Annotated in this window: 13 protein-coding genes and 2 pseudogenes; 9 read left to right on the plus strand and 6 right to left on the minus strand. The window is 32.8% G+C overall.

Going from position 1 to position 12,719, the window contains the following annotated elements; genetic code table 11:
* Positions 1–39 precede the first annotated feature (39 nt).
* Positions 40–912 (minus strand): AraC family transcriptional regulator, encoded by an 873-nt coding sequence (locus tag I6L50_RS08845; RefSeq protein WP_219301131.1) that lies wholly within the window; start codon positions 910–912, stop codon positions 40–42.
* Positions 913–1,218: 306 nt separating this feature from the next.
* Here I6L50_RS08845 and I6L50_RS08850 point away from each other — a divergent pair, with 306 nt between their 5' ends.
* Entirely contained in the window at positions 1,219–1,989 is a 771-nt protein-coding gene (locus I6L50_RS08850; protein ID WP_000859659.1) for an ABC transporter ATP-binding protein, read from the plus strand.
* Positions 1,976–3,925 (plus strand): ABC transporter permease, encoded by a 1,950-nt coding sequence (locus I6L50_RS08855; RefSeq protein WP_219301132.1) that lies wholly within the window; start codon positions 1,976–1,978, stop codon positions 3,923–3,925. Before I6L50_RS08850 ends, I6L50_RS08855 begins: the two co-directional genes overlap by 14 nt.
* A gap of 245 nt (positions 3,926–4,170) precedes the next feature.
* Here the strand turns inward: I6L50_RS08855 and I6L50_RS08860 are convergent, their stop codons facing one another.
* On the minus strand, positions 4,171–4,500 hold the full coding sequence (locus I6L50_RS08860; RefSeq protein ID WP_219301133.1) for a YolD-like family protein: 330 nt from the start codon (positions 4,498–4,500) through the stop codon (positions 4,171–4,173).
* Between the two features lie 462 nt (positions 4,501–4,962).
* The gene (locus I6L50_RS08865) at positions 4,963–6,192 is read right to left on the minus strand and encodes a helix-turn-helix domain-containing protein (RefSeq protein WP_219301134.1); all 1,230 of its coding nucleotides are present in this window, start codon (positions 6,190–6,192) and stop codon (positions 4,963–4,965) included.
* 414 nt (positions 6,193–6,606) lie between these two features.
* Between I6L50_RS08865 and I6L50_RS08870 the strand changes: the two genes are divergently transcribed.
* Both I6L50_RS08870 and I6L50_RS08875 read left to right on the plus strand, forming a co-directional pair.
* Positions 6,607–7,185, plus strand: coding sequence for a class I SAM-dependent methyltransferase (locus tag I6L50_RS08870; protein WP_219301135.1), 579 nt, complete (start codon positions 6,607–6,609; stop codon positions 7,183–7,185).
* Positions 7,185–7,784, plus strand: a complete 600-nt coding sequence (locus tag I6L50_RS08875) for a DedA family protein (RefSeq protein WP_219301136.1) — start codon at positions 7,185–7,187, stop codon at positions 7,782–7,784. Before I6L50_RS08870 ends, I6L50_RS08875 begins: the two co-directional genes overlap by 1 nt.
* Before the next feature lie 71 nt (positions 7,785–7,855).
* Here the strand turns inward: I6L50_RS08875 and I6L50_RS08880 are convergent, their stop codons facing one another.
* A complete protein-coding gene (locus I6L50_RS08880) occupies positions 7,856–8,239 on the minus strand; it encodes a hypothetical protein (protein ID WP_088040316.1) in 384 nt (127 codons plus the stop codon).
* Positions 8,240–8,312: 73 nt separating this feature from the next.
* Complete coding sequence (locus tag I6L50_RS08885) at positions 8,313–8,771, minus strand: helix-turn-helix transcriptional regulator (protein ID WP_219301137.1); 459 nt, start codon at positions 8,769–8,771, stop codon at positions 8,313–8,315.
* Between the two features lie 216 nt (positions 8,772–8,987).
* On the opposite strand from I6L50_RS08885, the gene I6L50_RS08890 reads away from it, so the two are divergent.
* The 4 genes and pseudogenes from I6L50_RS08890 (at position 8,988) to I6L50_RS08905 (ending at position 10,857) form a co-directional block, all read left to right on the plus strand.
* A complete protein-coding gene (locus I6L50_RS08890) occupies positions 8,988–9,335 on the plus strand; it encodes a YxeA family protein (protein ID WP_219301138.1) in 348 nt (115 codons plus the stop codon).
* Between the two features lie 75 nt (positions 9,336–9,410).
* Entirely contained in the window at positions 9,411–9,590 is a 180-nt protein-coding gene (locus tag I6L50_RS08895; RefSeq protein WP_088040313.1) for a hypothetical protein, read from the plus strand.
* A 160-nt stretch (positions 9,591–9,750) separates the two neighbouring features.
* Entirely contained in the window at positions 9,751–10,005 is a 255-nt protein-coding gene (locus tag I6L50_RS08900; RefSeq protein WP_219301139.1) for a hypothetical protein, read from the plus strand.
* Between the two features lie 90 nt (positions 10,006–10,095).
* Positions 10,096–10,857 (plus strand): annotated as a pseudogene (locus tag I6L50_RS08905) (hypothetical protein).
* 39 nt (positions 10,858–10,896) lie between these two features.
* On the opposite strand, the pseudogene I6L50_RS08910 reads toward I6L50_RS08905, so the two are convergent.
* Positions 10,897–11,820: pseudogene (locus I6L50_RS08910) on the minus strand (Rpn family recombination-promoting nuclease/putative transposase).
* A 191-nt stretch (positions 11,821–12,011) separates the two neighbouring features.
* On the opposite strand from I6L50_RS08910, the gene I6L50_RS08915 reads away from it, so the two are divergent.
* On the plus strand, positions 12,012–12,692 hold the full coding sequence (locus tag I6L50_RS08915; RefSeq protein WP_219301141.1) for a DUF7003 family protein: 681 nt from the start codon (positions 12,012–12,014) through the stop codon (positions 12,690–12,692).
* The last annotated feature ends 27 nt before the right edge of the window (positions 12,693–12,719 follow it).

Below are 12,719 nucleotides of genomic sequence, written 5' to 3' on the forward strand. Positions count from 1 at the left end.
GAGCAGCTTCTTTATTTTGAAAAAGTTTAGGCCTTTATATTATTTCTTCAAAACAGGTACCCATATTTCGCTTCTGAAATTCGGTGATGATACGCCTTTGCTTTCATTCCACAATATTTCCGGTCCTTCCGCTAATTCATAGTTTGAAGAAGGGAACCATTCGGAATAAATACGCCCCCATACATTTTGTAATGCATCAGGAAATGGACCGACAGCTTTAAATATAGCCCATGTTGAAGCTGCGACTTCAAGTTGTTTGAATTGCTTTGGACAATCTTTCGTTGTGGCTACTCCAATGTAGTGATCGAGTTCGCCTTTTTCCTCCATTCTTCCTTCAGAAAAATTCGTAGAAGCACTAATAATTCCTGTAGGGTCAATATTTGAAAGGGACTTTAATATGTCGATTGATTGGCTGTCTAAACTTTTCCACATAGAAGCAATTTCTTCGTTTACACCGTTAAAAACAATCGGTACTCGTTTTTGTATACCAATGATTCGGAATGGCTCTTTTTCTTCAATTCGATAGTTCATTTCATTTCCTCCTTGAATGGATAGTTGGAAGGTCATTGGTGAATAAGCCTTCAAAGAACGAATTGTACTTCGAGCTTCTGAAGGCGTTATTCCGTGCAAATTTTGAAATGCACGTGTAAATGAATCTGGTGAGTTGTATCCATATTTTATAGCGACATCAATGACTTTTGCATTGCTATCTTTTAGTTCAAAGGCAGCAAGAGTAAGACGTCTACAGCGAATATATTCTGACAGTGATATGCCAGCTAAAAAAGAAAACATTCTTTTGAAATGATATTCGGAGCAGAAAACTATTTTTGCGACTTCTTTAAAATCAATTTCGTGTGTAAGGTTGTCTTCAATATACCGCATTGCCGCATTCATATTTTTAAGTGAATCCATACTATGACCTCCTTTGTATATAGAATAGCAAGAATGAAATAGCTCCATCCGACATTTCATGCACAACTTTGTAGGGGGCATTTTTAACCTTACAAAATTGTAATGTTCCTGTAAGGAGAATGAATGGATGGCATGATATCCCAATGTTATAGTAACAAAGTACTTTAGCTCATTAGGTTAAATTTTGATTTCTCCGCTTATGTGCCTTACATAACTGTCATGTTTGTGTAAGAAACATCGATAGTGGCAAGAGTAGAGAGTGTATATAGTTGAAAATAGAGAATAGAAGAAATGAGGGATGTCGAGATGAAAACAGTGTTAGAAGCAAAAAATATTGAAAAAGTATATGACACAGGTGGGAATAAATTTGCAGCTTTAAAAGGTATTAACTTACAAGTAAAAGAAGGGGAGTTCGTTGGAATTATGGGGCCTTCTGGTTCGGGTAAGACGACTCTTTTAAATGTTCTTTCTACAATTGATAATGCGACGAACGGTGAGATTTTAATTGATGGAAAAGATATCGTGAAGATGAATGATGATAAGCTGGCGTTGTTCCGCCGTGATCATTTAGGTTTCATCTTCCAAGATTATAACTTATTAGATACGTTAACGGTGAAAGAGAATATTGCGTTACCTCTTGCATTATCGAAGGTGAAAGCGAGTGAGATTGATCGCCGCGTTCTTGAAATCTCAAAGAAATTCGGTATTGATCATATTTTAAGCCAGTTCCCATACCAAGTATCTGGTGGACAGAAGCAGCGCTGCGCAGCATCGCGTGCGATTGTTACAAGTCCTAGTATGATATTTGGAGACGAGCCGACTGGAGCACTTGATTCAAAATCGGCAACTGACTTGCTAGAAAGTATGAAGTCGTTAAATGAATATGATAACTCTACAATTTTAATGGTAACGCACGATGCATTTGCGGCGAGTTATTGTAAACGAGTTATTTTCATTAAAGATGGTGAGTTATATAAAGAATTGCACCGCGGTGAATCAACACGTAAACAGTTCTTCCAAAAAGTCGTTGACGTAATGTCTTCTATTTCTGGAGGTATGGCTGATGACCTTATCTAGCATTGCCCTCCGCAACATACAGCGGAACTTTAAAGACTACTTTGTATATTTTGCATCTATGATATTTAGCATCGTCATCTATTTTACATTTAAGGCGTTGCAGTATAATTCACAAATGGAAAAAGCTGCGGAAGGTTCTAAAAAAATTAGCGGTGCATTTCAAGTTTCAAGTGTCATGCTAATCATCTTCGTAGCGGTGTTCATTATATATTCGAACGGTTTCTTTACACGAAAACGTAAAAAAGAAGTTGGGCTATATTCGTTACTCGGTATTCGTAAAAAACAAATCGGTAAAATGCTCTTTTATGAAAATATGTTAATGGGATTAATGTCTTTAATTATAGGGATTGCGATTGGTAGCGTCCTTTCGAAACTATTCCTCGAACTACTAGTAAGTATGATGGGGTTAAATTTAAATGTTCATTTTGAAGTACCGATGGCTGCAATTGTGGATACAGCAATTATTTTCTTTGTGATTATATTGTATACATCACTTCAAGGGTATCGTTTAATTTATCGATTTAAGCTAATTGAACTTTTCCGCGCAGAACGTGAAGGAGAAGAAATGCCAAAAGGATCAGTAATTATGGCATTAATTTCAGTTTTCTTAATCGGTTCAGGTTATTTCTTAGCATTAATGTATGTGAAAGCACTTAAGTATGCCGACTTTATGGTAGTCGCACTTTACATTTTACTGGCGACAGTAGTAGGTACGTACTTACTATTTATGTTCTTTACAGTATTCGTATTGAAACGTGCAAGAAATAATAAATCATCGTTTTATAACGGTATGAATATGGTAACGACGTCACAGTTACTATATCGTATTAAAGGAAATGCAAAGTCACTTGCGACAATTTCTATTTTAAGTGCAGTGACATTAACAGCGGTTGGTACGTCAGTTACGATGTATTACAACACATTTACGCAATCAAAAGTAGCTGCGCCGTACAGTTATTCTTATGAGAAAAAAGATGAAGAGCTTGATAAGAAAGTAAATGCAATTTTTGCTGAAGAGAAGGCGAATCACCCTGTCAAAGATCAATTTGAAATTGAGACGGTTCCTGTAAAAGGGAAGTTTGAAGGGGAGAAAGTGGACTTCATTCTTAATCTAAACTACACGATTTCAGAGAAATATCAGTTTATGTCTCAGTCCGAATTTAATAAACTTGCTAAAAAAATCGATGCAGAAACAGTGAATGTAGCTACTGGTGAAGCATTTATATATGATAGCTCTTATATTGAAGGGTATGAGTTTAGCCCTGGGTATAAAGGAAGTGAAGCAGTATTCCAAATTGGCAATGAAACGAAGACATTAACGATTCAAGGTGCAAATAATACAGCAATTACGAACTTAGGTGAATTAGTTATTGTCGTTTCAGATGAAATGTATGAACAGGCGAAGCAAGCATTTGGAACACGTACTGTAAAAAATATTGATGTAAAAGATGAAAGAAACAGTAAAGTGTTAACAGAAAAGTTAGCAAAAGTGATGCCAGCTGGTGAATCAGAAATGGTACCACTATTTAGAGATTTCTATACTGGTTTCCAGATGGGGCTTGAAGGAACGGGACTCATGATGTTCATCGGAATGTTCTTAGGACTTGTATTCTTACTAGCAACAGGCTCTATTATTTACTTTAAGCAATTAACTGAAGCAAATGCAGATCGTGAGCGTTACGTTGTACTTCGTAAAGTTGGTGTAACGAAACAAGAAATGAAAAAAGCTATTGCAAAACAAGTAAGCTTTATCTTTGCGATTCCGTTAGTAATTGGAATCCTGCACAGCTTATTTGCACTAAAAGGTTTAGCAAACTTATTACCATTTGAAATTATGATTCCGCTCCTAATTAGTATCGGAGTATATGGCGTCATTTATATCGGATATTACTTCTTAACAGTTCGATCTTATTATAAGATTGTGAGCGCGAAGTAATAGACGGTAGCTGTAAGGAAATAAGAACTATAAAATAGTGATTCACCTGATTTTTTAGTCAGGTGAATCACTATTTTTTGTTTTGATAAGTGCTAGTGAGAGATAAAACAAATAACATTTGAGGAGGGAGTAGGCATACAGGATTTGTGTACTGCAAGTCTGTCATTCTTATTATATTAATAAAGTGATGTAAATGGAGTGTTACATATTACTTGATGGGAATAGCATGAATTTTATAGACATAATTAATGCGCATCAATTATGTCTATAAAACTAAAGGTATGTTTATAGTCAAAGGTATCTATGCATATTACATAACGCCTCAAAGGGTTTATTTCAATTACAGTCATACATATTGTGGGAAAATAACCCTCTTCATAATAAGTGATTAATATTTCTTTTTCGGAAATGAATGACTGTAATAGAAGATCTTCAATCCGCTCCCTATCATTTTGTGGTGATACTCTTATTGGTCCTTTAATAACCTTGCGTGTGCCAGCAGATTGTTCAGGTGTAATAGTCATTTGAATCACTTTCGATGTACCTCTATCCTTTGAGATATTTGCGCTACTCATGCCTTATATTCTCCTAACGATATATTTTCTGTATCTTTCTGGCCTAGGAAGAACAGTTACTATTTAATTACTATTAATTTAAGCGCTAAATTTCTTATGTTCTTGAACTGAATACACTGTATAAAAAGTCTATTTTGAGAAGTAGTCTGCTATAAAACTTATATAATGAAGAAATTATGGCGAATTAGCTTAGTATTAAAAAATTAACAAATTTATCAACTTATTTATAGTAATTTATTTGTCATTATTGTACTTTTTTGAATGGGCTAGAACTTTATTAGTATTAAGGAGAATAAAGGCGTGTAAAGATGATAGAAAGAATATAAAAAAGACGAAACAAATTGATTAATTTTGAGGTGGGGGTATTAGCGCTCACAAATAGCGGGATAAATTGAAGTGGTGAATTTTGTAGATAGGTGAGATGGTATTACACGTATCTCACCTAGTGTTAAGAAAATGCTGCTATATTACGGTATGATTTTCACGATATTGTCTAGGAGTCATACTAGTGATTTTTTTGAAGACTCTTGTGAAATAACTTTGGTCATTAAAATTAAGCCAGGTACAAATATCCGATAATGGATACGTCGTTAATGTTAATAACTTTTTTGCTTCCTCTACTCGTTCTCTTTGAACATACTCACTTAAAGGAATCCCTACTTCTTTTTTAAACAATTTAGATAAATAGGTAGGAGAAATATTTAAAAGGTTAGCAAGATCATTAAGAGATATATCGTCGTAAATATGTTTGTGAATATGATTTAGGCATGTAGTTATTGAATTAGAAAATGCTTGATTACTATATTCTTTAACACGTTCTGCAAAAGTACATAAGGCATCTTCAATTAATCTATTTACGGAGTACATGTTATCTAGTTTTTCAATGGTTTGGATATATAAAGTACCAAGTGAAAAAGCAATATGTGATGGAAGATTACCAGCTATCGCATATCGAATAGCTAAAGTAATTGCGATAATACCATTATTTTTTTGGTTTCTGAGTTGATCTCCTTTTGATGAAATTGCCGCGTCTTCTTGCGGGAATGAATATGCATATTGGATTACTTTTTCTTTATTTCCTTCTTTAATTGCTGAAAAAAATTTACGTTCTAATGACATGTCATAATTTTGCGGATCATGCCGGCGACGTTTTGAAATATATAAATCGGGATTTACAATTTTATAAGAAACGTCCTCTAGAACTTTATTTTTTTCCCACACAATATCTATATCTAATTTTTCATTGAAAATTACGTAATGTAACCAAATGCTTATATCAATGAGAGTACTTTTTTTAATCTCAGGTAGAAACTGATAGTAGTCTATTCCTTGTTGCATTTTATTATTAATGTTGGAATACTCCATAAGCTTGATAGCCATTTCATCTGATACTTTTGGATAGGTAGTGGGCCCGATTATGATACTTCCTTTTACATGTTCATGATTTGTTATATGAATGATAATGAAATTCTCAAGATACTTATTCCCTTTAAGAATTGGAAAGTTACAAGGAGCGTTTTCCTGATAAATCTCACTTAGATGTTCTTCCTTAGAAGAATAAAAAGGACTACAAATAGTATTAGAAGTAGATTCATATAAGATTTTTCTGCTAGTAGATAAGAACTGAACAGGTACATGAAAAGTTCTATGTACAAGATCACATAAGTGCTGTAGGTCGATGGAATTATTCATTATCTTCTCCTTTTAAATAGTTTTGAAATACCAAGTATTCATACTTAGATCTACATTCGTTTCTATAAGATATAAATTTCTTATTATTTTAATTTTTTACTTACATGAAAAGAATTACATATATTGGATAGGAATGAAAGGTGATTTACAGATTAATTTCCACAGATGTTGTGTGAAAATAGACGTAGCAATGGTACCTTCCATAAAAGTTGTTTTTATATCCATTATACCAAATTAATAAATATAAAAGAGATATTTATATATGGAATATGAAATGTTTTATGTATAAGAATGATAGATAATGCTTTTTCATTCTTCATAAAATCTTAAGAAATCTCCTCAATTTTTGTTAAGAAACGATAGTTATACTTAGAAACAAGTTAAAAACTATTGAACGAATGGGGAGAGGGGTATATGCAACTCATAACATTCTTACATGAATTTATAAAACATCCGAAACATACTGGCGCTATTGCGCCAAGTTCAAAAATATTAGCAAAGAAAATGGTAGATGTAATTGATTTTAATAGAGCGAAGTGCATCGTAGAGCTAGGTCCTGGTACAGGGGTGTTCACGAAAGAAATTATGAAAAGAAAGAAGAAGGAGACAATATTTCTTCTTATTGAAATTAATGAAGTGTTTTGCAAAGAGTTAACGAGAAAGTTTAAAAATGAGCAGAACGTCATCGTTGTACACGGTTCAGCTGAAAATATAAAGATGTATATGGAAGAGTTCAATATAGAATGCGTTGATTACGTCTTATCTGGATTACCTTTTACTTCTTTACCAGAAGAAGTTTCAAAGCGAATTTTAAACAATGTAATGGAAGCGATACATGAGAACGGTGAATTTATTACATTTCAATATTCACTAGTGAAAAAAGGATTTATACAGCATTTCTTTCCTGAAATTATGCTAGAGAAAGTGTGGCTCAATTTTCCGCCAGCGTACGTCTTTAGCTGTAAAAAAGAGCTAAGGAGAGCATATGCATAATGGAATTACATGAAGTATTATCTTATATTGAACAATACGGTTATTGGGCATTATTTTTCTGTTTATGGTTAGGTATTATCGGTATGCCAATTCCAGATGAAATGATTGTAATGAGTGGTGGTTTTGTATCTTTACTAGGGATATTAAGTGTCATTCCAGCGTTGTTATTAACATATTTAGGTGTCGTATCTGGGCTATCATTAGGTTATATATTAGGGAAAATATTTGGTACAAAAGTACTTGATAAGCTAATGAAAAAGAAAAAGGCGAAATATCTTTTGAAATCTCAACAAATGGTAGAGAAGTATGGCCATTATGCGTTAGTCACAAGTTACTTCATACCAGTTGTAAGACATATTGTACCGTATTTAGTTGGAATGAATAACATGTCATTTAAGACGTATGCTTTATATTCCTATACGACAGGGTTCGTTTGGACACTTGTTTATTTTGTGCTCGGTTCTTTATTTGGACAACATATTGAAAGTATTGTAGCAGTTGCGATAAAGTATGGCGCGTATTTTGGCGGGATTGTTTTTGTTGTTGCAAGTGGTATTTATTTGTATAAGCAAAGAAGAAGTACAGTGATGAGTAAGTAAATAGACTAAAGGTTTATGCTTATTGAGAGTAGTATAAAAGGGAGAGTTATTTTGTAAAATAACTCTCCCTTTTAATGTAATAGCTCCTTATTACTTACATTAGGTGTTGTTTGAAATACAGTTATATAAATTGTTAATATGATTGTATTGATCAGATTAGCTAGTATAGTCATAAAATCACTTGATGGAGTGATAAGAACAAAGATTGAAAGTGCGGCAGAAGCAAGTGGAATGAACTTTTGTATCGTAGTTAACTTTCCACCGTTATGAAGCTTCGAAGATTGAAAGAAGCAAAGTAAGAAAATAAAGGATGTAAATACTAATCCTAAATATCCCCATCCATCCTCAATATACCAAGGTAAAAAGCTCATTCTTGATGTGAAAATAAATAAATTGAATACTAAGGTGCTAATGATTAACGTATTTAAAATCGTGATATTTGTCTGTTTTTTCATTTGAATTATACTCCGAAATTTATTTTATCCCGTATTAAAGGGCAGTAAAATTCCCACTGATTAAAGTTTTACTTTATTGAGATGTTTTTGCCATTTCCATAAATCGCTGTTCAATTTCATCCAAATCGAATGAATGGCATATTCTGCGGTCTTCTTTATCTAAAATTCGATAATGTTGAGATAAAATATTTTGTTGTATTGTATAACCGTTTAATTCTTTTATTTGTCGCCACCACATTTTTCCGCCTAATGTCTTCGGGAAGTTTGTATTGTAGTGTGTAAAAGCGATTGTTTTTATAATTTCATTCACATCATCTCCGAATGTCATTTGGACTGTATCGCACTGTTCGAAGAGTGTTACGACACAAACTGCACCTGACCATGTTAGGGTGCGTCTTCCTTTTTCAATTTCCACTAATGTTTTCTTCGATAAACCAATAATTTCTGACATTTTATCTTGTGATAAATTATTTTCAACACGGATGAGTTTTAATTTTGAATTAACGAGTTCAATAAATTTTTGTTTATCCATAATACGGCTCCTTTTTTGTTATAGTGTAAAATTACACTGAAGGTGTAATTTTGTCAATTGTAGTGTGAAGAATTCTTTTTATGTTTCTTGAGCTTACTAATTAATATTTCACTTTTAGTTTAAGAAAATATTAAGAAATCAAACGAGTTTTTATTAAGGAATACGCTCTATACTTAGGAACATCTTAAAGAAAACATAATGAAAGGCGGAATATAGATGAAAAGATTTATTTTTGGATCACTACTTGTTATTGTGGCAGGAGCTATATATTTATTAAATGGGAGCGCTAAGCTAGATCAAATGAATCCCTTTCTTGATATAGAGGATCATTATGCAATAATTGATAACGATGGCAAAGAGTTAGGTGGAAATAAAGGTCGTGAATATAAAGTGAAAGCTTATGCTGAAAATGGGAAGGAAAAAGAAGTTACAATTAACGGAGTAGATGAATTGCTAAAAGGTTCATACTGGCATGTGCTCACGAGTGGCAAGTTCTTACATGATAAAGTGCAAGTAACAACAGATAAAATTCCTGATGGGGCGAAGGCTAAGTTAGGACTGTAAGTATAAAACCGATTCTTGATGAGAGAATCGGTTTTATTATTTTATGGTAAAATATAGAAGGGAGGAGTGAGAGTTGTGCTACTCATTGTTAGCCTTATATTAATTGGGATTATGTGTAGTATGAGAATAGTATCCTTACATATGATAGAGCGGCAAAAGATAGAAGAACGATATGTATATTGTCCAAAATGTGATTCGAAAATTAGAAGAGGAAATTCGGCTCCTTTTTGTTCGAAATGCAATGTAATATTTTAACTATATTAAATCCAAAATCACTTTGTATGGTTTTGGATTTTTTATGTTGAAAAATCACAGTGCGATTTCAGAAAAATGAAAGAGAAAATGATGTTCTCTTTTGTTTTTTTAGTTAAAATGAGGTGTGCATAACAAGGATATTTTAAATGGAGTGCTATATTTGGGAATTCTTATCATAGTAGGGTGCCTATTGATAGGCATCATTTTTATTGGTTTAAGTATGTATAGGCTTGTAAAAGAAATAAAAGAAAAAGATTCAAAAAAAGGTAAATGGACAGTAGTGGCACAAAGTATTCTAGAGCTATTTTGTGATCCGCTGCACGGAGCACCGTTCTACTTTTTAGTTGGTGCGCTCTTTTTTGTAGTGGGGCTTTTATTGCTCTCTATGGGAATGGGCTGGGTTGAAATGGATTAGTTGGCGTTAGAGCATTAATTATATACAAGTATGTAAGAGGTATATTAGTGAAAATATTTTATAGTCGTAGTATTAAGAAGGAGAGAGTAAATGCCAATTATAAGAGATATCCAATTAAGTTTTCTAAAAAGAAAAGAGCATATAAGTAGTTTAGAGACATTAAAATTAACATCTTCAAGCAACTATGAAGAAATATCTTTTTTTTAAGAAACGAGCTGTATTACTTCTTTATACGAGCGGCATATGTCAAAGTTAAGAACAGACTATGAAAAAGTTATCTTGATTTACTGTGTGGATGATATTTCATTATTAAATCAGTGGGAGAAGAAATATCGAATTTTTCCTGGATATATGAATGTGTTTGTAGAGTATGAGAGTGTAAAGGATTTTCCATATTTATCAGATAGAGAGAAAAAAGAATTAGCCCTTCAAATCGTTCATACTGAAATGAAGAGTTTAGCTGTGGAATGTGATTGGGATATAGAGATGTTAGAAAAAGCATACAATAAGGTACTGAATTTGGATTATAAAAATGAACTTGTATATATAAAGAAGAGTAGTCCAAATAAAAAATATGTATGTAATATAATCTGTCAACATGAAGTGACATATGCTGATATTTACTTAGAAATAAGGGAGTATAGAACTAGAAGGTTAATTAAAAAGGACAAACTTATTAGAGAAGAAGATATGTATAAAATGTTTAATCATATTAGTGACGTGGCTTGGAAGTTAAACCATAAAGTGATGTTGATGAACGACAAAGGGAAAACTGTGTGGATGTTAACCTTTTTAGAGAAAAACGAGCCAGATAATTTAGTTTGGAAGATTGAAAGAATAGAGGAAAGTTAATAAAAAAGAGCTTGAAACCATTCAAGCTCTTTTTTATTACTATTTATGTCCTAAAATATGCTCAACCTCATGCACACTTAATTTGCTTGCTTGAGAAATCGTTTCAAGAGGGATACCAAGTTCATACATACCTTTAATCATTTGTATTTTTCCTTGTTGAATCCCTTTTTTCATCCCTTTTTCCATCCCCTTTTCTATGCCTCTTTTCATTCCTTCTTTCTCTGCGTGGGCAAATTTTGCAGCCTCATCCATTAAAACCTTTTCCCTCGCTTCATAGGCTTGTCGGAAAGAAGAATCTTGACTCATACGTTCCCATTTATTTATCGCTTTTTGTAAAATAGGATCTTGGTTCATAGCAATATCCTCCAATGTTTTAGTTAAGTGTTCATCCTCATTTGCTGAAAGTAATAAAAGCCAACGAACAAATGGATCTTTCCATGGATTTACTTTTTCTTCATGCCATTGTTCTGTTAACTTTGGGATTTCTACAATGTGAATTTCTATGTCGTCACTTAGGAGTTTCTGTTGTTGTGTATTCTATAATGTGCCCATTGTATGAAATTCTTTGTGATCTAAAAACATTATGAAGTTCAATAAATTAATGGTGATGGTTTTACGAAGTGCACTGTATGGCATGCCTTTTTGTAATTGAGATGTGTATAATTTTCCCCAATAATATAAACTGCGTTTCATCATATCGTGATTATTATTGAGCTGTATTTCTACATTTACTTTTGTCCCTGTGTTTAACGTAGCTGAAATGTCTAGAATTGATAATTTATCATTTGCGTGTTCACGGTGTAAATGCGGATCTTCTAGTTGTAGAGAAGCGATGGATGATTCTAAAGAATCTTGTAACATGGCATTTAAAAATGCAATTAGAATATCTTCACTACCATTCGTACCAAACAATTGTTTAAATGCAAAATCAATGCGTAAATTAACTAACTGTTGGTTGAACACAGCTTTTCCTCTCCCTTGTATATCAGGATGCCTCTTTCCCTCATTGTACCTAAAAAGAACTAGGCCATGCAAACAGACCCTTCTGCTATTTTATTAGTAGTATTATTAGAAAATAAAAGGCAAGTATGTCTATGTTATACTCTAGTGAAATCAAAAAAAATTTTGTTTATATTGAGGAAAAGGTGATACATATGCAAAAAGATATTTTGAAGCTATTAGATAGAAAGCAAAGTAACTATGAATTTCCTGCCTTTGATAATGAATATATGGATATTTCGCAAGTGAAATTTTCTCTTTTCTTTAAAGATACTAAGGATTGGTTAATGGTGTTTCAAATTGTCGGTGTAGGTTCATTAGGTGTATTTAATGATATTCAAGTATATGGCGATAGAATGAATCATTCAATTGGTGATGACGGTATTTTGCAAGTAAAAGATGGAGATTATGAATTATTTGATAATAAAGGTGAATTTATACCGGATATTCATAACGGTAGTTTAAAAATTCGCGATCATCATTTTGAATATCAATTTACAGAAGAAGATTATGCGAATAATGGAATAGAAGTGAAAACGAAAGAGTCTTATCCAACATATTTCCTGCGTATGCTCGCTACTAATGAAGAAGCTAGAAAGTTATTATGGTGGGATAAAGAAGAAATTTTAGAAGAGTTCGGTTTAAAAGGTGATTGGGAAGTAGCTTATGAAACGGAAGAGTGGCAACATGTTGAAGAAGAGAAAGTAAGTGAAAATGAATTCTTCCAATCAGTAGCTGCAGCGATAGAGAAGCAAGATCCAAGTGTTATTGTAGATAAGGATGCTAATACGCACTGGAAAAATTGGGTGGAGTTTGATTACGAAAATTTATATTAAAAATTAAAGAGTAGATCAAAATGCCTT

Source organism: Bacillus sp. FDAARGOS_1420 (assembly GCF_019344915.1).
Taxonomy (GTDB): domain Bacteria; phylum Bacillota; class Bacilli; order Bacillales; family Bacillaceae_G; genus Bacillus_A; species Bacillus_A mycoides.

Excerpts from the sequence above, each read along its gene's own strand:
- I6L50_RS08845 (WP_219301131.1), bottom strand. The coding sequence starts at position 912 with ATGGATTCACTTAAAAATATGAATGCGGCAATGCGGTATATTGAAGAC.
- I6L50_RS08850 (WP_000859659.1), top strand. The coding sequence starts at position 1,219 with ATGAAAACAGTGTTAGAAGCAAAAAATATTGAAAAAGTATATGACACA.
- I6L50_RS08855 (WP_219301132.1), top strand. The coding sequence starts at position 1,976 with ATGACCTTATCTAGCATTGCCCTCCGCAACATACAGCGGAACTTTAAA.
- I6L50_RS08860 (WP_219301133.1), bottom strand. The coding sequence starts at position 4,500 with ATGAGTAGCGCAAATATCTCAAAGGATAGAGGTACATCGAAAGTGATT.
- I6L50_RS08865 (WP_219301134.1), bottom strand. The coding sequence starts at position 6,192 with ATGAATAATTCCATCGACCTACAGCACTTATGTGATCTTGTACATAGA.
- I6L50_RS08870 (WP_219301135.1), top strand. The coding sequence starts at position 6,607 with ATGCAACTCATAACATTCTTACATGAATTTATAAAACATCCGAAACAT.
- I6L50_RS08875 (WP_219301136.1), top strand. The coding sequence starts at position 7,185 with ATGGAATTACATGAAGTATTATCTTATATTGAACAATACGGTTATTGG.
- I6L50_RS08880 (WP_088040316.1), bottom strand. The coding sequence starts at position 8,239 with ATGAAAAAACAGACAAATATCACGATTTTAAATACGTTAATCATTAGC.
- I6L50_RS08885 (WP_219301137.1), bottom strand. The coding sequence starts at position 8,771 with ATGGATAAACAAAAATTTATTGAACTCGTTAATTCAAAATTAAAACTC.
- I6L50_RS08890 (WP_219301138.1), top strand. The coding sequence starts at position 8,988 with ATGAAAAGATTTATTTTTGGATCACTACTTGTTATTGTGGCAGGAGCT.
- I6L50_RS08915 (WP_219301141.1), top strand. The coding sequence starts at position 12,012 with ATGCAAAAAGATATTTTGAAGCTATTAGATAGAAAGCAAAGTAACTAT.